Genomic DNA, 19,295 nt, shown 5'->3' on the forward strand with positions numbered 1-19,295 from the left:
AATTAAACATCAAGATTGGAAACAGATAAGGCATTATCTTCAATAAACTTTCGTCTCGGCGGTACTTCTTCACCCATCAAAGTTGTAAACATCTCATCTGCTGCAACAAAATCTTCAAGTTTAACCTGTTTTATCAATCTTCTGTCGGGATCCATTGTCGTCTCCCAGAGCTGGTCGGGGTTCATTTCTCCCAAACCTTTATATCTTTGAATATTGAGTTTATCTTCAGACATATTGAGTTCTTTCAGAAGCCTGTCCTTTTGAGCATCATCATAGACATAATTGATTTTTTTATCAGCAACAATCTTATAGAGAGGAGGCATGGCCAGATAAACATGACCGTTTTCAATAAGCGGTGTCATATACCGGAAAAAGAAAGTTAAGAGAAGAGTTCTGATATGCGATCCGTCAACATCGGCATCAGCCATAATGATAACTTTATGATATCGCAGTTTTGACAGATCAAAAGTACTACCGATACTGGCTCCTAAAGCCGTAATTATTGGAAGCATCTTTTCATTACTAATTACTTTCTCAATTCTGGTTTTCTCTACATTGAGCATTTTTCCCCAGAGAGGAAGAATAGCCTGAAATGACCTGTCTCTTCCCATCTTAGCGCTTCCACCAGCAGAATCTCCCTCAACAATATAAACTTCACAGTTTTCGGGATTTCTATCGGAACAGTCAGCCAGTTTTCCCGGAAGACTTGTCGATTCAAGGAATCCTTTTCTTCTGGTCATCTCTCTGGCACGCTTGGCAGCTGCTCTGGCTTTAGCCGCTGTTAAACATTTTTCCAGTATGACATCGACAATTTCAGGGTTTTCTTCAAAATAATTGGTCAGTCTCTCGGAGACAATGGAATCTGTAATTCCCCTGACCTCGGAGTTGCCCAGTTTTGTCTTCGTCTGACCTTCAAACTGAGGATCGGGTATTTTTACCGATAAAACACAGGTCAAACCTTCTCTGACGTCATCACCGGAAAGGCTTTCATCGAACTTTTTTGATATTTTTGAATTTTTCAACAATTCATTAATTGTTCTTGTCAGCGCCGCTTTAAAACCGGAAAGATGGGTTCCCCCTTCTTTCGTGTTTATATTATTGGCAAAAGTGAAGATATTTTCCGTGTAGCCGTGATTGTACTGCATTGCCAGTTCAACAGTTACCATGTCTTTCAAAAATTCAAAATATATGGGTTCCTCATGAAGAGGTTCTTTATTTTTATTGAGATACTGTACAAAGGATTTTACGCCTCCCTCGAACATGAATTCTCTCTCTTTCTCCAAACCGGCTCTTTCGTCTTTCAGAACGATTTTTATCCCTTTATTCAGGAACGCAAGTTCTCTCAGACGCTTTGAAAGGATATCGAATGAGTATTCACACTCATCAAAAATAGTAGGATCGGGCTGAAATCTCGTTCTGGTTCCGCGGATATCCGTAGTTCCTTCTACAGCAACAGGTCCATCGGGTATTCCCCTCTTATACCTCTGCACATGAACTTTTCCCAGTCTGTGAACATCAACTTCACACCAGGTTGAAAGCGCATTAACGACAGAAGCACCTACTCCGTGTAGACCTCCCGAGACTTTATAAGTGCTGCCGTCGAATTTTCCACCGGCATGAAGTTTAGTCATAACCATTTCAAGAGCACTTATTTTCTCAACGGGGTGGATATCGACAGGAATTCCTCGTCCATTATCAATAACAGAGATACTGTTACCATCTTCTATACAGACTTTGATTTCCGTACAAAATCCGGCAAGAGCTTCATCTATACTGTTATCGACTATTTCATAAACAAGATGATGTAAACCGTCAGGTCCTGTTGAACCGATATACATTCCCGGTCTTTTCCGGACAGCTTCCAGCCCTTTAAGTACCTGGATATGTTGAGCATCATAATTATTCTGCATGATTAACTACCTGTTTGCATAATTTTATACATATAAAATGTTCGTGTGAAAAGATAAATCAGTATATCGACTGATAGTGAAAAAGTAAAGGTCGATAAGCGCTTGCAACTCTATGATTTCTCAAATAAACTATATTCGCTTTGACTTTGTATAACATGTGGATAAATACCAATATTTATTTACTATATAAACAATTACAATATCAAATATATCGTTAATATGTATTTTATTTGAATTTATTCTGTGGAAAAAAATTAAGTGCTTCTCTGTCAAGTAATTACAAAGATACCGGAAACACTTATCCACAGGCATATATATTAATTAATTATTTACAATTTGCGGAAATTCTTAATAATATGGTTTATGGAGAGATTATGAGTTCCTACGATTTCAGCATTTTCTGGAAAGAATCGATTAAGCAGCTTAAAGAGGAAAAATTGATAAGCAGCCAGGAATTTGATATGTGGTTCACTAATATCAATTATGTGAGGAGCTCCGAATCAACCATAACTGTCAGTGTTCCTTCCAATTTTTACAAAGATCAGGTTATTCAAAGGTATCTGGATATTCTGGAAAATAAGCTTTTCGAACTTTCCGGAAGAAAATTAAAACTCGAATTTGAAATTATTCAGAAAACCGAGATTGTAATTCCGGAGAAAGAAGAAAAGGCCCAGAATCGACCTTCCTTTAGTGAGAAAGGACAGGAAATATCTGTAAAAGAAGTAAGACGATCCCATCCACAGTTAAGGGAAGATTATACTTTCGATAATTTTATTATTGGTAACAATAATGAATTCGCCGCGAACGCGGCAAAGGGAATAGCCGATAACCCCGGAGCCAACTACAACCCCTGTTTGATTTATGGCGGTGTCGGTATGGGCAAAACCCACTTGATGCAGTCAATTGGAAATTCCATTTATCAGAAAATGAATGGAAAAAAAATCGTATTTATTTCAGCTGAAACTTTTGTTTCAGAATTCGTGCAAGCCGTTCAGAAAGGATCACAGCAGGCCTTTAAAAACAAGTACAGAAACAATGTTGACGTCCTTCTTATTGACGACATTCACGAATTTCACAGTAAAGAAAGTACTCAGGATGAACTTTTTCATACTTTTAACGCCCTTTATGATGCCAATAAGCAAATGGTATTTACCATTGACCGTCCGCCTTCCGAACTGGTTAACTTTGCTAACCGCCTAAAAAGCCGTTTTGAAATGGGTCTTAATGTCGATCTCCAGCCTCCTAATTATGAAACAAGACTGGCTATTCTCAAGAATATGAATGAAAACAGCCATAGCAATATTCCTGAAGAAGTCATGGAACTTATAAGTAAAAACATAACGACCAATATCAGGGATCTCAAAGCGGCTCTGACGAAATTGATAGCCTATGCTGAACTGGTCGGGAAAAATATTACTCTCGAAATTGCCCAGAACCAGCTTAAACAGGCTTTTAATGCTCCTATACAGGCAAATATTACTATTGATCGTGTACAGAGAATCGTATCCGAATACTTCAATATCACTCCAAACGATCTCAAAGGTAAAAAAAGGACAAAAGTTATTACCTATCCCAGGCAGATATGTATGTATATTATCAGGGAGATTACCGACTTTTCCACTACGGAAATCGGTCTTGAATTCGGAGGAAGGGACCATACAACGGTTATGCATTCCTGTCAGAGAATTGAAGACAGAATGAAAACCGACTCGACACTCGAGCCACTGGTGATGAATTTAATACGGTCCGTAAAAGAACATGGTAATAATTAGTTAATAAGTGATATAATTCAGTGGATAAATTCTGTATAATCCGCTTTACTTTAGAAAGACTGTGAATTCTGTGAATTCCCGAGGCCATTTATACAGAAGTTTAGTATTGGATAAAATGTGATTATCTATAGATTTGTTTGGTTATCCACAAATTCACAAGGCCTACTACTACAACTACTGTTTTTTATAAAAAAATTTAGGAGAATTTGAAAATGAAATTCAATTGTGAAAAAAACGTTATTCTCAAGGAAATTTCCATAGCACATGAGATAATTTCCTCAAGAAATGCTCTGTCTATCCTCTCTAATGTAATGATTGAAGCCATTGACGATTCGCTAATTATAAGGGCTACTGATCTCAAAGTCGGTTTTGAAACCAGAATTCCAGTACATGTTGAAGTTTCGGGAAGCACTTCAGTTTTTTGTGATAAATTTCTTGGAATACTTCGCTCATTACCGGAAGGGGATATTGATTTTCTTCTGAAAGATAACGAGAAGCTGGTAATCAAACCAGTTGATAAAAAGATCGATTTTCAGCTCAAAACCATTTCTTCTGAAAAATTTCCGGAAATTCAGGATATCGGAGAAGAGCATTATTTTGAGTTTCCCCAGAGTAAATTCAATGAAATGATTTCTCAGACTGTTTTTTCCATCTCCGATGATGAGACCAGATATTTTATGAATGGTGTCTATATGGAGAAAAACGGGGAAGAAATCATTATGGTCGCGACTGACGGAAGACGGCTTTCCTATATTTCCGAGACTTCTGAAAATCCCATCGATGATTTTAACGGGGTGATTATTCCCTCTAAAATTCTCAATCTCGTGAAAAAATTATCCTCCGGTGAAGGAAATCTTTCCATTGCCGTTTCAGAGAAAACGCTTTATGTTAAATTCGATAATCAGAAAGTCTACTCAACTCTGATTGACGGCCAGTTTCCCAATTACAATCGCGTCATACCCGAAAAACAGGATTACAGTATTACCATCAGTAAAAGAGACTTTTCCGATGCTTTGAAACGTGTTTCCCTTTTAGCCGAACAGAAGTCCAAGAGGATTTTTCTCACTGTATCAGGAGAAACAATCTCACTTAAATCGGAAGAGAGTGATATCGGGGTGGCTAAAGAGGATTTTTCCTGTGTCTACAATGGTCCCGATCTGACTATCGCATTAAATTGCCAGTATCTTCAGGATCCGCTGAGAGTCATAGAAGACGAGGAAATCAGAATTGATTTTACAGAAGCTAATAGAGCTATCACTCTTAATTCCGTACCTCAGAAAAATTATTTTCATATCATAATGCCAATGCAGATGGATTAAAATTGCCTGTAACAGCAATAAAACTGATAAACTTCCGGAATATTAAACAGTGTGAACTGAATACCGATGCTCCGGAAGTTTTTTTTGTCGGTGAAAACGGACAGGGAAAAACAAATATTCTCGAATCAGTCTATTATCTCTGTTACGGGACGTCATTCAGAACCAGAGAAGATAGCATTCTCTGTAAAAATGATGAGAGTTTTTTCAGCGCTTCAGCCTCCTACTTCAAATCAAGGGAAGATATCAATGAAATTGCCATTTCCTGGAAGAACAGAGTTAAAAATATCCGCCTGAATGGGAAAACCATCACTGACAGAAAAGATATAATCAGAAACCAGCCCTGTATTATTTTCTGTCATGATGACATAGGATTTGTTAACGGCCCTCCTGAAAAACGGAGGCTTTTCCTCGATCAGACTCTCAGTCTTTACAACCCCTATTACATCGATCTGCTGCGCAAATATAAAAAAATTCTCAAAACGAGAAACCATCTTCTCAGGGAGAATAATACTGCTCTGCTTGACGTATATGATGAGCAGTTTGTGGAACTCGGTATGGAAATTCAGAAGAAAAGAGAAGAAATAACCAGTCTTTTCGAACCATTTTTCAAAGATAAATTCAGTGAAATTGCCAAATTCAAAGAACTAGTGGCGATACAGTATCAATCGACGTGGTCGGGAATGAATGAAAAAGATGAAATTCTGAATTTTATCAGAAATAAGCGGAAATATGAGATTCTCAATGGCGTCTCCTCTTCAGGACCTCACAGGGACAAACTTCTTTTTCTTCACAGAGACAGTGATTTTTCTCAGATAGGATCGACGGGTCAGATGAGATTGATCTCCCTTATCCTGAGGATTATCCAGGCTGAATTCTATTCCCGCACTACCGGAAGAAAACCCCTTCTGCTGTTAGATGATGTTTTACTGGAGCTGGACAGGGAAAAAAGAATTCGCATTCTAGAAAATCTGCCGCCTTATGAACAGGCATTTTTCACCTTTCTGCCCAATGAAGACTATGTAAATTACCACAAAGAAAATACAATGGTTTATGAAGTGAAATCGGGAGGCTTCAAAAAACGTGGATAAAGCCGGAGATCTGTTAAGAAATCTTCCATTTTTCTCTCAGTCAGGAGATCCGAATTCCGGTGACTATGCTGGTTTTTTTGGATCCTGGGAAAAATTAGCCGGTCAAAAACTCTCTCAATATTCCAGAATAGTCGATATTGAAAACAATTCTCTTCTGATCGAAGTTGATCATCCCGCCATAATACAGCTCCTGCAGATGAAATACAGTGAAATTCTTGGAAAAGTAAGGCGAAATTATCCTCAGCTGCAAATCGGGGACATGAGGATGTTTGTAAAAAATCCCGAATACGTAAAACAGAGGGAAGATAGGAAAAACATATCTTTTCCCGGAGATGAAAAAGCAATAAGAGAAAGCGCTGAAAAAAAACAGGACGTAATTGAGTCGATTGATAACGAGAATTTCAGAGATCTTTTACGGGACATGAAGAAAAGGTCTCAACTTTAATCGGGAGAGTTGACATGTGGCGAATTTAAAATTTATATTAACTGGAATTGTAAATTTCGCCAAATAAAATTCTTTATCCATATACAGGAGTATTAAGATGAAAAGAACATATCAGCCCAGTAAGGTAAAAAGAAATAGAAAATTCGGATTTCGGGCCAGAATGAAGACTAAATCCGGTAGAGCTGTTCTTGCCAGAAGAAGAAGAAAAGGCAGAACAAAACTTTCTATATCAGATGAGAAAAAGCCTTACTAAGAATGAACGTTTAGGGAAAAGGTCAGATCTGAAACGGGTTTTCTCTGAAGGAAAACATATTTCCTCCAGAGGAGCCAAATTGATTTACGTTTCAAACGGTCTGGCCTTTAACCGTTTTGCCGTAGCTCTGGTGAGAAAGTACGGTAATTCTGTTGAGCGGAACAAGGCCAAAAGGGTATTGAGAGAAATATATAGAGAATCAAAAGATTCTCTTATTTCCGGATACGATATAATCGTTGTCTTGTATCCTGGCAATTTAACTTTTATCGAAAGAAAAAAACAGTTTTATTCCTTAATGAAAAGGGGAGATCTTGTTAAAGTTTCTTAAAAATATAATCAAGTATCTCTTGATTGGTATTATTCTATTCTATAAAAAAGTGATTTCTCCGCTATTGCCGAACAGCTGCAGATTTTACCCTACATGTTCTACTTATTCGCTGGAAGCGGTAAAAAAATACGGCCCTTTTAAAGGGTCTTATTTATCTATTAAAAGAATTACAAAATGCCACCCATTTAATCCGGGTGGATATGATCCTTTACCATAAGGATATGGGAGATTAAATGGACAAACGAACGCTTTTGGCAGTTATTCTGTCAGTCATAGTTATGACAGGGGGGTATCTGCTTCAGAACAAACTGGCACCTCCCGCGCCTGTAATTGAAGAGACTGAAGCAGCTGCAGCGGTTGAAACAGTTGAACAGGAGACTACAGCGGAACCTGCAGAGACTGTAACAATCGATTTTGAAGCGGTCGATGAGGTTGTTCCTGCAAGAACAGTAAAAGTTGATACAGATGTTTTGTCTGTTGAATTCAGCAACAGCGGAGCCGTTATAACTTCTCTGGTTCTGAAAGACCATTTGGATTATGCCACAAATCTTCCAATTGACATGATTAATAAGGGAGATGGCGATTACAATGCCTTCAACATCAGTTTTGATGAAAAATTCAATCAGTTTCTGACTGAAAATTTTCATTATGAGAACAAAGGCAACGGAGTTCATGAATTTTACAGAGATTTCCGTAAAACAGGCAGTGATGAAGTTTTCAGAGTTGTCAAACGATACACATTTTCCGATCAGGAATATCTTTTTAAAATTGATGTAACCCTGGTCGATGCTCCCTATAGCAGTTATTCTCTTTCTTTCGGACCTGACATCGGTCCAACTTTTACCAAACTTGATAACAGAAATGAACTGAGACGGTATTATTCCTATAGCGACGGGAAAAAAGAGAATCACAAACTTAAAGGCGATGTGGAAACCATCACCAATCAAGTCGATTGGGCTTCAATCAACGGGAAGTATTTCTCATTGATTATTGTTCCCGAAGATAGAACCAGCGCTATTACCTGGGAAAAGAATACATTAAGCGGTTATAATAATTCTTCCGAACTCCATTTGACCAGTAATTTATCTGGAAGCAGAACTGACAGCAGTTATTATGTTTATGCGGGACCGAAAAATACTGAGATACTGAAAAAATATGAAAGCAGTGAAACTAATCAGTTCGGTCTGAGCGAAAGTCATTTTGATGAAGTCATTGATTCATCGACTATTCCCGGTCTCGGATGGCTTTCAAATATCCTTAAATACATTCTAATTTTCTTTAATAAGCTTATACCGAACTACGGTATTGCCATTATATTGCTAACTTTATTAATTAAGATTATTTTTTATCCTGTAACTCATAAGAGCTTTGAGTCTACCAGTAAGATGCAGGCTATACAGCCCAAGCTGAAGAAACTCCAGGATCAGTATAAGAATGATCCACAGAAGCTCAATATGGCAACTGCGGAGCTTTATAAAGAAGAAGGTGTCAATCCTTTAGGCGGGTGTCTGCCTATGCTGGTGCAGATGCCGATCTTTTTTGCTCTTTACGGTTTGCTGAACAGCTATTTCGGATTGAGAGGCGCGTCGTTCATCCCCGGATGGATTGATAATCTTTCCAGTCCCGAATCCATATTTACATTACCTTTTGCCATACCTCTTCTTGGATGGACAGCCGTGAGGCTTCTTCCTTTCCTTTATCTGGGAACGCAGCTGGTGATGTCCAGAATCACTCAGGCCGGCACTGCAGCAGCAGGCGGACAGAGTAATTCGCAGATGAAAATGCTTACTTTAGGTATGCCGATAATGTTCTTTTTCATTCTTTATGACATGCCGTCGGGACTTCTCCTGTACTGGACCGTAACAAACGTTCTGTCAGCGGCGCAGCAATATGTCATTAACAAAAAAAAGGCGGCGCAATCCTGAAAGTGAGCTCCTGAAAGGAAAACGAAAGCAACCAGGAGTTGACTATGATAAAAGAATTTGAAGGTAAAACCGAGAAAGAGGCTATTTCAAAGGCTGTCTCAGAACTCGGTCTTCAACAGGATGAGTTTGATGTTGAAATTTTAGAAACAGTATCGAACGGAATTTTTAAAAGAGGTTCAGTCAAAATCCGCGTACATGTGGAAGATGAATCTACCGGAGTCCCTCATCAGAAAATTGATTTTGAAGGGGATCTGGAAAAAGAAACAGCGGTATTTGTGACAAATATCATTGAAAAGATGGGTTATCCCGGTTCGGTTTCAGTGAATTTCCGCGATGAAAGAAAAATAGGTCTGGATATAAAATCAGAGCATTCGGCTATTCTTATCGGCAAGAAAGGAAAGAATATGGATGCTATCCAGTTACTGGCCAATGTTTATCTGGGAAAGATAACTCCTTCCGATGAAAAGCCGGCAAGGGTTATTATTGATTCTGAGAACTACAGGAGACGGAGAGAAGACAGTATTGTCAGAATGGCGAGAAAAACAGCTGAACAGGTTTGCCGTTCAAAGAATTCCAAACTCCTCGAGCCGATGAATCCCTTTGAAAGAAGGCTCATCCATACAGCGCTCAATGATATGAATGATGTAATAACAAAGAGTGAAGGTGACGGACTCTACAAGCAGGTGAGAATCATCTACAAAGGCAGTAGAGAATAAAGATTTACTTGTGGAAAAAATGTTTATAATTTTAAAACAGGAAGCTTATGGCTTCCTGTTTTTTTATTTTCTGAATTTTTATTCCCTGAATTTTATAAATATTCACTAATCCCTTATAAAAAGTATACTGTCTGAATTTTTATTAATAGAAATTCAGACAGTATTTTCAGAATAACAAAGCTTCAGTTGTTAATAAGTTGTTAATAAAAAATCCTTTAGAGATTCAGATGTGTTCTCAATGATTACTGATACTTTTTCTCTTCTCTCCAGTTTACGGAGTTCTTCGGGAAGTTCAGGTTTAACAGAGATAACTTTTTCGATAACTTCAGTGAATTTTCCCGGATGAGCCGTCGAAAGAACCATTAGGGGCTGATCTCCATTGTCCTTTTGGAATAATCGAGCTGCTTTGTATCCCACAGCTGTATGTGGACACATTATATACTTCTCTTTTTCATAAACTTCTTTAATAGTGTCTTCTGTTGTTGTATCGTCGACTCTGTAAGCGGAAATTTTATTACGGAAATTTTCCACTTTCCCCTTAAAAAGATGAAACATTCTCTCGTAGTTGCTTGGAGCACCGACATCCATGGCATTTGAAATGGTGTGAACGGAAGCCATGGGGTTATAAAAGCCGTCTTCAAGATATTTCGGTACAACATCATTGGCATTAGTTGCTGCGACAAAACGGGAAATCGGTAACCCCCAGGACTGGGCATAAAGTCCGGCAGTCAGATTTCCGAAATTACCGCTTGGTACGGTAAAAACTGTTTCTGGGGCATGATCCTTTATTCGGGAGTAGGCCCAGACATAATAAAAAGACTGAGGGATCAATCGTCCCAGATTTATGGAATTGGCTGAAGAAAGGGTAATTTTATCAGTAATATCTTTATCGACAAAAGCATCCTTTACCATTTTCTGGCAATCATCAAAGGAACCTTTTACTTCGAGGGCTCTGATATTTTCTCCCAGTGTTGTTAGCTGTTTTTCCTGAAGTGGACTGACCCTTCCTGAAGGATAAAGTATGACGACTTCAATATTGTTTTTACCGACAAAGGCCTGGGCTACTGCCGATCCTGTATCACCGGAAGTCGCTGTAAGGATAACAGCTTTTCTCTCTCTTTTTTTCAGAAGAGTATCCATTGACTGGGCGAGAAAGGAAGCTCCGAAATCCTTGAATGCGCAACTTTTTCCATGAAAGAGTTCGAGGATGGAAATATTATTTTGCAGTTCAGTGATTTCAGGTGAAAAAGGGAAAGCCTTTTCTGCTATGTCAAATGACTGGCTCCGGTTGAAAGTAGATCTGAGCAGACTGAAAATCATCTCTCCGGCAATTTCCGTAAAAGATGTTTCATTCCCGAATCTGCTGAAAATGACACTTAAATCAGCCTGTTCTGCCGGAATATAGAGTCCTCCGTCGGGAGCCAGTCCCTGGAAGAGGGCTGTGGAAAAATCGACCATATCGTCTGAATTTCTTGTACTGTAAAAATGCATAAAAACTCCTTGGAAAAATCTAGGCAATAAATGTTTTGTGAATGGTATTCAGAGCCGTTTCCTTGTCTCTGTTTTCTATAACCAGAGATATGTTGCGCTCTGAAGACCCCTGGGCTATGGCCAGGATGTTGACTCCGCTGTTTCCAAGTGAACTGAAAAGTTTTCCCGATATGCCGGTCATACCCTTCATGTTCTCTCCGATCACAGCAATTATTTCAAGGTTGTTTTTTACATCAATTCTATTTATTTTTTTTGTTTTGATTTCATATTCAAGTTTCTTCTCAAGATAACTGACGGCTTTTTCGACTTCCGAAGAGCGAATTACTATGCAGATACTGTGCTCTGAAGACGCCTGGGTAATCATGATAATATTGACACCAGCTTCAGCCAGGGCGCTGAAAATGGAAGAAGCTATACCGGGGATACCGAGCATACCACCCCCTTCCACATTGATAAAGGAAACACTGTCAATGGATGCTATTCCAGTAATGGCTCTCTCTCTGATAACCGGTCCTGTCCCGATTATTGTTCCTTTATTAGATGGATTGAGAGTATTTTTGATTACGACCGGTATATTTTTTTCCACTGTGGGCATAAGAGTGTAAGGGTGAATAACTTCAGCACCGAAATATGAAAGCTCCATAGCTTCTTCTATGGTTAATCTCGGAATAGTATGGGCATTATCCACAATCCTGGGATCCGCCGTTAGAACACCGTTAACATCTGTCCATATTTCCACAATATCAGCATTCATGGCCGCACCGATAAGAGAAGCGGTATAATCGCTGCCGTTTCGGCCGAGTGTTGTCGTTATACCCTTCTCAGATGAGGCGATAAAACCGGTAATTATATATAGTGTTTCAGGATCGGACAGTCTTTCGCGAATCCTGCTGTAGCTTCTGTCCAGAAAAACATTGCTGCTTCCGTAATGATCATCTGTCACAATCATATCTCTGGCATCGGCCATTTCCGATTTTTGTCCGAGAGAATTGAAATAGGCCGCCGTGACAGTACAATTGAGCCGCTCACCGAAACTCATAATTAGATCTCCGGTTCTGAGCGAACACTCCTGAACCAGTTCCACACCATGAAGAATATCTTTCAGTTCTCCGATAAGTGTGTTTACCGATTCAATAACAGGCTGCTTGTCCTTCCCCTCGAAAAGCACTTCAATTGCGTTATAATGCTGATCTCTGATTGCTTGCAGGTTGTTTATGTAGTTTTTATCACCATTTTCAGCGCTGGAAGAGGCTTCGAGCAGCAGGTTGGTTATCCCTTTCATGGCAGAAAGAACGACGAAAACCCTCTCGTTTTCCGATTGAATAATTTTGACTGTATTTTTAATTCTGTCTCCGTCGGCGAGAGAGCTCCCGCCGAATTTCTGCACCTTCATGAGATTTCCTCTATTGATGTTATTTAACCCATACTATATCTTTTTCTAGTCAGATTAGAAAATATATAAATCTTGAATATATCAACAAAAAGGTGTTTTCCATGCATAAATATATTATTGAGGGCGGCTTTCCCATAAAAGGGAAAATCAAGGCTAACGGCAATAAAAATGCCGCTCTTCCCTGCATCGCCGCCACTCTTTTGAGCGATGAAGATGTTATTCTGAGCAACATACCGGAGATTGAAGATGTTCTGGTTATGTTTGATATTCTCAGACATCTGGGGTCGGATGTTGAAAAAATCAGCGATCATAAATACAGAGTCAAAACCAATGATATAAAAACCAGCGAGCTCCCGGCTGAGATATGCGGAAAGGTGAGAGCCTCCATACTTTTTGCCGGTCCCATTCTGGCCAGAACAGGTAAAGTCATTCTTCCCCCACCGGGAGGCGATGTCATAGGCCGGAGACGACTGGATACCCATTTTCTGGCGCTTTCCGAGCTTGGTGCCCGCGTTGAGATTGACGGTGTTTTCAAACTTACAGCCAACAAACTGATCGGACAGGATATTTTTCTCGATGAGGCATCTGTTACGGCAACGGAAAACGCCATTATGGCTGCTGTATTGGCAGAAGGGGAAACCATTCTCTCCAATTGTGCTTCGGAGCCCCATATCCAGGATCTCTGCAATATGCTCAATGCCATGGGAGCTGATATTTCCGGTATCGGATCCAACATTCTCAAAATCCAGGGAAAAGGTAAACTATCGGGAACGGAATTTAATATCGGAGCTGATTTTATGGAAGTCGGCTCTCTAATTGGTTTATGTGCCGTAACAGGCGGAGAACTTGAGATAAACGATGCTGATCCCCATTACCTGAGAATGACCCGTCTCGGTTTTAACAAAATGGGTATTAACTGGCAGCAGGATGAAAATTCCGTATTTGTTCCTTCCAACCAGAAGATGAAAATAGTAGCCGATCTCGGAGGAAGTATCCCTCATATCGATGACGCTCCCTGGCCCGGTTTTCCACCGGATCTTCTGAGCATCATGACGGTTGTCGCTACGCAGGTTGAGGGAACAATACTTATCCATGAGAAAATGTTCGAGTCCAGAATGTTTTTTGTGGACAAACTGATAGGAATGGGTGCGGGTATCATTCTCTGCGATCCCCATAGAGCAGTAATAACAGGCCCCAGACGGCTTCGGGGCGACAGTCTGGTATCTCCGGACGTCAGAGCAGGAATGGCTATGGTTATAGCCGCTCTCTGCGCTCAGGGACAAAGTGAAATTCATAATGTCTATCAGATTGAAAGGGGTTATGAAGACATTGCAAACCGTTTGAATTCTCTGGGTGCACGCATTAAGCGGGTAAAAGACGAATAAATTCACATTTCCACAGGATCAGCCCGGTAAATTCGGTACCGGGCTTTTTTTATCCACAATTTATTAGAGAAATTCAGAATTCATCCACAGCTTTTCCACAAGGCTTGAATTCATTATATTAGTTATAACTTATTTTTTAATTGATTATATAGAAAGGAATTATTTGTTTACGGATCTCATAAATCTCAAAATTAATCAAATTTATTAATAACTTGTTCCACTCTTTTGAAAAGTTTTTAACAAGTTATCCACAAGTAAATTGTGTATTAATCGTATAACCCTTTCCCCTGACAGTCTTTATAATGAAATTATCTTCAGAGAGGTCTTTCATCAGGAAAAATAGCTTTTTTCTCAGTGAATTGATATGGACATCGAGAGAGCGGCTTTTATCCTCTCCCAGGCCTAATCTGTAGATAAATGTCTCCCGCCCTACAATTCTGTTTTTGTTGGAGACAAGAAGGTGAAGTATCTTATATTCCATTTCCGTTAAAGAGATTGAGTTTTCTCTGAAATGAATACCGGATAAATCGAAAAAAGCTGTCTCTCCCTTGATGCTTAGCCTGTCATAATTGAAGATTTTTAAAGCTCTGCTATTCAATTCATCAAGCACAAAAGGCGCTTTGATAAAATCTGATGCTCCCAGAGAAAAGGCACGGCTGATGAGGGAGATCTGTCCATAAACTATAAAGGGGATAAAATCATATTCTTTGAACAAATTTCTTTTATCTGATATTTCACGGAAGGAAGCAAGAATTATATCGGAAGATTTGTAGGGCTTTTCCGTGATTACATAAGTGAAGGGAGTGTAATTATCTTCTGATAATTCGGAGATAAGATAATCAAGTTCGCTTTCGGGATTGATTATATTTAATATCTTCCTCATTTATATGGCCCGCTTATAATAAAAAAAAGGGTCTTAAAGACCCTTTTACATCAACCCAGGAAAACCTGGCCGCTGTTATCAATAGCAAGTATTGTTTTACATTCACTGCATCGGAATCTGCCGGCCCGGCTGGCTTTAAGTTTTTTGGAACAAATAGGACAGCGGAAAATTTTCGGAAAAACATCGCTTTTAGGCGCCGTTCCGTCAGGTCCGAAAAATTCGACAGCTTCATCCAGACTATCCTGGATATTGAAAAACTGGGAAAAACCGAGAAGCTGAAATACTTCGTAAACTTTAGGCTGTATCTCAAGTAGGACCAGATCACCGCCGCGGGGTTTAACAGATTTCAGAAAAGCTGTGAAAGATCCTATACCGGTACTGGAGACGTAATTCAATCCACCGCAATGGAAAATGAGCTTTGTAAAACCGGCTTCAATAGCCTTGGTTACACGCTTCTGGAAAAAGTTCGAATTGTATGTATCGATATATCCGGTTAAATAAAGGACTAGGCATCCTTTTGTTGTCGGTATACTCTGTAGTCTTATTTTGAGGCTATCATCTTTTTCTTCGTCAAAACCCGGTACGATATTGTTGTTGTTGCTCATGCTACCCCTTCATTTTCACATATTGAAAGTGAAGTATTCAAAATGTATCAATTTCTATTCTATTTATCGGCATCCTTTTTGTCAAATATTATAGATATTATTTCACTTCATATTTCAAATACAATTGTAAAACTTTATTGAGCCGTTTATTATTTTTAGAGAGGTAATGCCTGTGAAAAGAATAATTTCATCATTTATTATATTAATTCCCTTTGCCCTTTCCTTTCTGACGGCCCAGACGACTAATGATCTATCTGATTTTCTCAATCCGGATATTTCTCTGGAAGTCCTGAGCCGTTTAAAGCCTTCAGAACTGGATGAGATCATAAATTCTGAAAAATTCATTGTTATCAACGGAACTGTTTCGTCAATCATGGAGATTGAAAGGTCCGACAACGATCTCATACTGGATCTTCATGTCGTCAACGGAAAGTGGATTGGTCTCGATAAAGTTGAAAATTACTCCTGTATCGTCAATATTAACGGAAAGGAGTGGGAATCACGTTTTCCCGGAAGAACGCCCAGGGTTGTCTCTGACGAAATTTTTGTACAGAACGACAGAATCCTCGTAATTGGTAAATTGAGCTCTTATGTTATGGAACAGGGCGTTCTGAAAGCTGTGATTGATGCGGACTATTTAAGAAAGATTCAGTAGAAAACAATATGCTTCGGTTCAATGGCTTTATTCTGCCATGAAAAATGATCGGCCCTTTCAATCACCTGTTTCAGTTCTCTGATATTGCCCGGCCAGGAGTGATCTTTTAATTTGTTCATAGCACCGGCCGTTATTTTTCTTTCACTTTTATTTATTTTCAGAAAATGCCGCGATAGTTCACCGATATCCTCTTTTCGGGCCCTTAAGGGAGGTATATTAATAATTAGCGTCGTAATTCTGTAAAATAAATCTTCTCTGAAGTTCCCCTTGCTGACTTCATCTCTCAAGTTGCGGTTTGACGCTGTAATAAGTTGAAAGTCAGATTTCAACTCTTTTGTCCCTCCCACTCTGTTGAAAGTTCCGTATTCTAGAACTCTCAGCAGTTTCACTTGAGCCGTTTTGGATAATTCACTCACTTCATCGAGCATCAGGGTTGAACCGTCGGCGGTCTCGAACAGTCCGGCTCTTTCTACAGCATCGGTGAAAGCTCCTTTTCTTGTACCGAAGAGTTCCGATTCGACCAGGTTTTCCGCAAGAGAGCCGCAGTTCAGAGCAAACAGCTTTTTTTTCTGATCCGACCGGCATTTATGTATGGCTCTGGCGGCCATTTCTTTTCCCGTACCGGTTTCGCCGGTTAAATGGATATGAATGGAACTGGATCTCAATCTGATAATATCTTTTTTGAGCTTTTGAATATGGGAAGATGTTCCAACAAGCTCCGGGAGCAGTATTTCCGATTCCGAATCCGAATGATCGGGCATGTTATAGATAATCTGTTTTATGGTTTCTATGAGAATGCTTTTGTCTTTTCTTTTATTGAGAAAGGAATGGGCTCCTGTTTTCATCAGCGATACAACAAAAGGAAGTTCCGTTGTATCGGACAGAAATATCAGAGGTACGGGCAGAAGTCTTTCTATGAGCTCTGAGAGAAAATCCACGCTGTGCCCTGTGTATTCGGGGTTGATCAGAAGTATATCTGTTTCCCATTTCAGCGGCGGCAGTCGTGATTCAATATCCTGAAGGAGAAGATTGTGGAGAGTGCAGTATTCAGGGAGCCAGCAGATCAGATCATTGTAGTAATCAGGATCTCTATCAATGTAAAATAAGCGGAACATGGGAAGATTATACATCAATGAGAAGAGTCGGAAAGGAAGGTAAAGGGAAAGTTATTTTTCCAATTGTCCCTAATCAGATCTTCATATACTCGTAGACAGTATGCCAGTCGGTATCGCTTTTTACTGACAGGTATTTACCTGCCGGAACGGACAGAGGCGGCAGAAGTATAAAGAAACCGATTATTGAAGAAACAAATCCGGGCATGAACAGAAGCAGAGCCGCAAGGAATGCTCCCGACAGTTTATGAAAAAGAGTTTCGGGAAAACAGCCGTCGAGACAGCTTTCGTTAATCTTGCTTATTCTATTGCTTACGCTCAGATAAGAGAAGAAAAGTCCAGCCAGAGACAGGCAGCTGATAAGAGCGAGTATGAGAAAATCTCCGAAGAGGTGAGTCAGAAAAAGTGTGAGGATGAGATCCACTATCTGAATTATAGCCGCTCCCATAAGAAAAAAAAGTATCTGAACGGCTTTAGTATCTTTAAATAAAGAAAGAATATACTGAACGCTTAGCATGAAAACCTCATTTATTTTTGAAAAGTCTGTAGACAATCAGGTTTATATGGAACATCAAGTAGGGGAAAATATAAAAAATCCGCCAGGGTTTGAGAATCGACCTACCCAGTCTCGAGAAAAAACGTTTTGAGACTCTCTTTGAAGGCCTTTTCTTTTTACCTGAAAAGATTTCAAAGCAGTCAGGGCTCCATAGAGTCAGGCCGGGATTGAATTTATCGCAGTTGCGGTAGAGCCAGTAATTTTTTCCTTTCAGTCCGCTTCCCGCCAGCAGAAGAGAAGGTGAAGATTTTTTAATAGCCAGGGTTATATCTTTTTCACTCTCTTTATTGTAGAAACTGCTGCTTCTTCCAACGAGATGAAGACCGGGATAGGAATCCTTAAGGTTTTTTTCCGACGTCATAATCGTTTTTCTGTTGGAACCGATGATATATATGGATTTTCCGTTTCTTTCCAGTATGCTCAGAATCTTCAAAACAAGATCATAATTGATATAGACTGATGATTCGCGGCCGTAAAGAAATTTTATCCCCCCTGTGATCAGGGATGATGATGGCAATACAAGGGATGCTTTATTCAAAAGAGTTCTGAATTCTCTGCTGTTCCGAGCTTTAATATAATCGGCAAAGCTTAAAAGAACTATCTGATTGGATTTATCATTCTGCAGTAATTCCAGAATTTTTTCCTCCAGATTCTTTTCTTCGAGAATATCCAGGGGAACTTTCATAAAGTTGATGCGGCTGTTCAGTCTTTCAGACTCCATTTTTCATTCTCCAGTAATAGAACTTTGACAGCAGCCGTTGCAAAAAGGGCTGCTGTTTCTGTTCTCAAAATATTGTCTCCCAGGTAAACCGGTTTAAAATCTCTCTCGAAAAGGATCTCCACTTCCCGATCTGATAATCCCCCCTCCGGGCCGATCACTATAAAAACCTCATCGGGGGTCTCATTAAGATACTGATGTAGGGAATTGTGGTCAATCCTCTCCTGATGGCAGAAAAGTCCCAGACTTTTTATTCCTGTATAATCGAATAATCTTTCCATTTTGACTGGCTTACAGATTTCCGGGACTATTTCCGAACCGCTTTGCTGCATAGCTTCCAGGGCAATCTTCTCCCACCGCTCCCTTTTTTTGTTTCTGTCTTTATCGTTTTCAAAACGGGGAACGGCGTGGTCGCTTTCAACTGGGATGATACGGGAAACGCCCGATTCAACAGCCTGGCGGATGACAAGATCCATCTTTTTACCTTTCGGCAAACACTGAACAAGTGTTATTTCAGTCAGTTTTCTCCTCGAAGTTTTATCGGGACTGACATTGAGGCGGCATGAGTCTTCTTCTATTTTGCTGATCACGATATTCCAGTGATTCCCTTGTCTGTCCAGACCGGGAAAAGTATCGCCTTCTTTTTTTCTGAGAACCCGGCAGAGATAATGAAAGCTTTCACCTGTCAAAGTTAGAGTATCATCTCCGGAAAACTCATTTGGTAAAATAAACTGTCTCATA

20 protein-coding genes are annotated in these 19,295 nt (G+C 39.6%); 11 read left to right on the forward strand and 9 right to left on the reverse strand.

The genetic code is table 11. From position 1 onward, the window contains the following. Positions 1 to 2 precede the first annotated feature (2 nt). A complete protein-coding gene (gene gyrB, locus HNR50_RS19945; RefSeq protein ID WP_184748567.1) occupies positions 3 to 1,910 on the reverse strand; it encodes a DNA topoisomerase (ATP-hydrolyzing) subunit B in 1,908 nt (635 codons plus the stop codon). A 374-nt stretch (positions 1,911 to 2,284) separates the two neighbouring features. On the opposite strand from gyrB, the gene dnaA reads away from it, so the two are divergent. The 9 genes from dnaA to jag all read left to right on the forward strand — a co-directional run bounded on the left by dnaA (position 2,285) and on the right by jag (position 9,756). After that, entirely contained in the window at positions 2,285 to 3,682 is a 1,398-nt protein-coding gene (gene dnaA, locus HNR50_RS19950; RefSeq protein ID WP_184748568.1) for a chromosomal replication initiator protein DnaA, read from the forward strand. Positions 3,683 to 3,894: 212 nt separating this feature from the next. Further along, positions 3,895 to 5,001 carry a DNA polymerase III subunit beta gene (dnaN, locus tag HNR50_RS19955; protein ID WP_184748569.1) on the forward strand — a complete coding sequence of 369 codons (1,107 nt, stop codon included), beginning with the start codon at positions 3,895 to 3,897 and terminating at the stop codon, positions 4,999 to 5,001. A 2-nt stretch (positions 5,002 to 5,003) separates the two neighbouring features. Then, positions 5,004 to 6,089 (forward strand): DNA replication/repair protein RecF, encoded by a 1,086-nt coding sequence (gene recF / locus HNR50_RS19960; RefSeq protein ID WP_184748570.1) that lies wholly within the window; start codon positions 5,004 to 5,006, stop codon positions 6,087 to 6,089. Further along, complete coding sequence (locus tag HNR50_RS19965; protein WP_184748571.1) at positions 6,082 to 6,534, forward strand: DciA family protein; 453 nt, start codon at positions 6,082 to 6,084, stop codon at positions 6,532 to 6,534. Before recF ends, HNR50_RS19965 begins: the two co-directional genes overlap by 8 nt. 97 nt (positions 6,535 to 6,631) lie before the next feature. Beyond that, positions 6,632 to 6,787: a 50S ribosomal protein L34 gene (gene rpmH / locus HNR50_RS19970; protein ID WP_184748572.1), complete on the forward strand. Its 156-nt coding sequence runs from the start codon at positions 6,632 to 6,634 to the stop codon at positions 6,785 to 6,787. Then, positions 6,768 to 7,115: a ribonuclease P protein component gene (gene rnpA, locus HNR50_RS19975; protein ID WP_184748573.1), complete on the forward strand. Its 348-nt coding sequence runs from the start codon at positions 6,768 to 6,770 to the stop codon at positions 7,113 to 7,115. The genes rpmH and rnpA overlap by 20 nt, the downstream gene beginning before the upstream one ends. Positions 7,116 to 7,134: 19 nt before the next feature. Beyond that, entirely contained in the window at positions 7,135 to 7,332 is a 198-nt protein-coding gene (yidD, locus tag HNR50_RS19980) for a membrane protein insertion efficiency factor YidD (protein WP_343060249.1), read from the forward strand. 16 nt (positions 7,333 to 7,348) lie between these two features. Beyond that, positions 7,349 to 9,040 carry a membrane protein insertase YidC gene (gene yidC, locus HNR50_RS19985; protein WP_184748574.1) on the forward strand — a complete coding sequence of 564 codons (1,692 nt, stop codon included), beginning with the start codon at positions 7,349 to 7,351 and terminating at the stop codon, positions 9,038 to 9,040. A 44-nt stretch (positions 9,041 to 9,084) separates the two neighbouring features. Further along, the gene (jag, locus tag HNR50_RS19990) at positions 9,085 to 9,756 is read left to right on the forward strand and encodes an RNA-binding cell elongation regulator Jag/EloR (RefSeq protein ID WP_184748575.1); all 672 of its coding nucleotides are present in this window, start codon (positions 9,085 to 9,087) and stop codon (positions 9,754 to 9,756) included. A gap of 189 nt (positions 9,757 to 9,945) precedes the next feature. On the opposite strand, the gene thrC is transcribed toward jag, so the two are convergent. Continuing rightward, complete coding sequence (thrC, locus tag HNR50_RS19995) at positions 9,946 to 11,247, reverse strand: threonine synthase (RefSeq protein ID WP_184748576.1); 1,302 nt, start codon at positions 11,245 to 11,247, stop codon at positions 9,946 to 9,948. A gap of 19 nt (positions 11,248 to 11,266) precedes the next feature. Next, positions 11,267 to 12,640: an aspartate kinase gene (locus HNR50_RS20000; protein WP_184748577.1), complete on the reverse strand. Its 1,374-nt coding sequence runs from the start codon at positions 12,638 to 12,640 to the stop codon at positions 11,267 to 11,269. A 101-nt stretch (positions 12,641 to 12,741) separates the two neighbouring features. Between HNR50_RS20000 and murA the strand changes: the two genes are divergently transcribed. Then, a complete protein-coding gene (murA, locus tag HNR50_RS20005) occupies positions 12,742 to 14,025 on the forward strand; it encodes a UDP-N-acetylglucosamine 1-carboxyvinyltransferase (protein WP_184748578.1) in 1,284 nt (427 codons plus the stop codon). A 244-nt stretch (positions 14,026 to 14,269) separates the two neighbouring features. Here the strand turns inward: murA and HNR50_RS20010 are convergent, their stop codons facing one another. After that, positions 14,270 to 14,908, reverse strand: a complete 639-nt coding sequence (locus HNR50_RS20010) for a winged helix-turn-helix domain-containing protein (protein WP_184748579.1) — start codon at positions 14,906 to 14,908, stop codon at positions 14,270 to 14,272. A 50-nt stretch (positions 14,909 to 14,958) separates the two neighbouring features. After that, complete coding sequence (locus tag HNR50_RS20015) at positions 14,959 to 15,513, reverse strand: STAS domain-containing protein (RefSeq protein WP_184748580.1); 555 nt, start codon at positions 15,511 to 15,513, stop codon at positions 14,959 to 14,961. A 172-nt stretch (positions 15,514 to 15,685) separates the two neighbouring features. Between HNR50_RS20015 and HNR50_RS20020 the strand changes: the two genes are divergently transcribed. Continuing rightward, entirely contained in the window at positions 15,686 to 16,168 is a 483-nt protein-coding gene (locus HNR50_RS20020; RefSeq protein WP_184748581.1) for a hypothetical protein, read from the forward strand. Here HNR50_RS20020 and HNR50_RS20025 read toward each other — a convergent pair. The 4 genes from HNR50_RS20025 to HNR50_RS20040 all read right to left on the reverse strand — a co-directional run bounded on the left by HNR50_RS20025 (position 16,162) and on the right by HNR50_RS20040 (position 19,294). Next, positions 16,162 to 17,283, reverse strand: a complete 1,122-nt coding sequence (locus tag HNR50_RS20025; RefSeq protein ID WP_184748582.1) for a sigma-54-dependent transcriptional regulator — start codon at positions 17,281 to 17,283, stop codon at positions 16,162 to 16,164. The two genes, HNR50_RS20020 and HNR50_RS20025, sit on opposite strands and share 7 nt — an antisense overlap. A gap of 73 nt (positions 17,284 to 17,356) precedes the next feature. Next, entirely contained in the window at positions 17,357 to 17,797 is a 441-nt protein-coding gene (locus HNR50_RS20030) for an FxsA family protein (RefSeq protein WP_184748583.1), read from the reverse strand. 7 nt (positions 17,798 to 17,804) lie between these two features. Continuing rightward, positions 17,805 to 18,557, reverse strand: coding sequence for a WecB/TagA/CpsF family glycosyltransferase (locus HNR50_RS20035; protein ID WP_184748584.1), 753 nt, complete (start codon positions 18,555 to 18,557; stop codon positions 17,805 to 17,807). After that, a complete protein-coding gene (locus HNR50_RS20040; protein ID WP_281389154.1) occupies positions 18,539 to 19,294 on the reverse strand; it encodes an RsmE family RNA methyltransferase in 756 nt (251 codons plus the stop codon). Before HNR50_RS20040 ends, HNR50_RS20035 begins: the two co-directional genes overlap by 19 nt. Position 19,295 lies beyond the last annotated feature (1 nt).

Source organism: Spirochaeta isovalerica, from assembly GCF_014207565.1.
In the GTDB taxonomy this organism is placed as follows: domain Bacteria; phylum Spirochaetota; class Spirochaetia; order DSM-2461; family DSM-2461; genus Spirochaeta_F; species Spirochaeta_F isovalerica.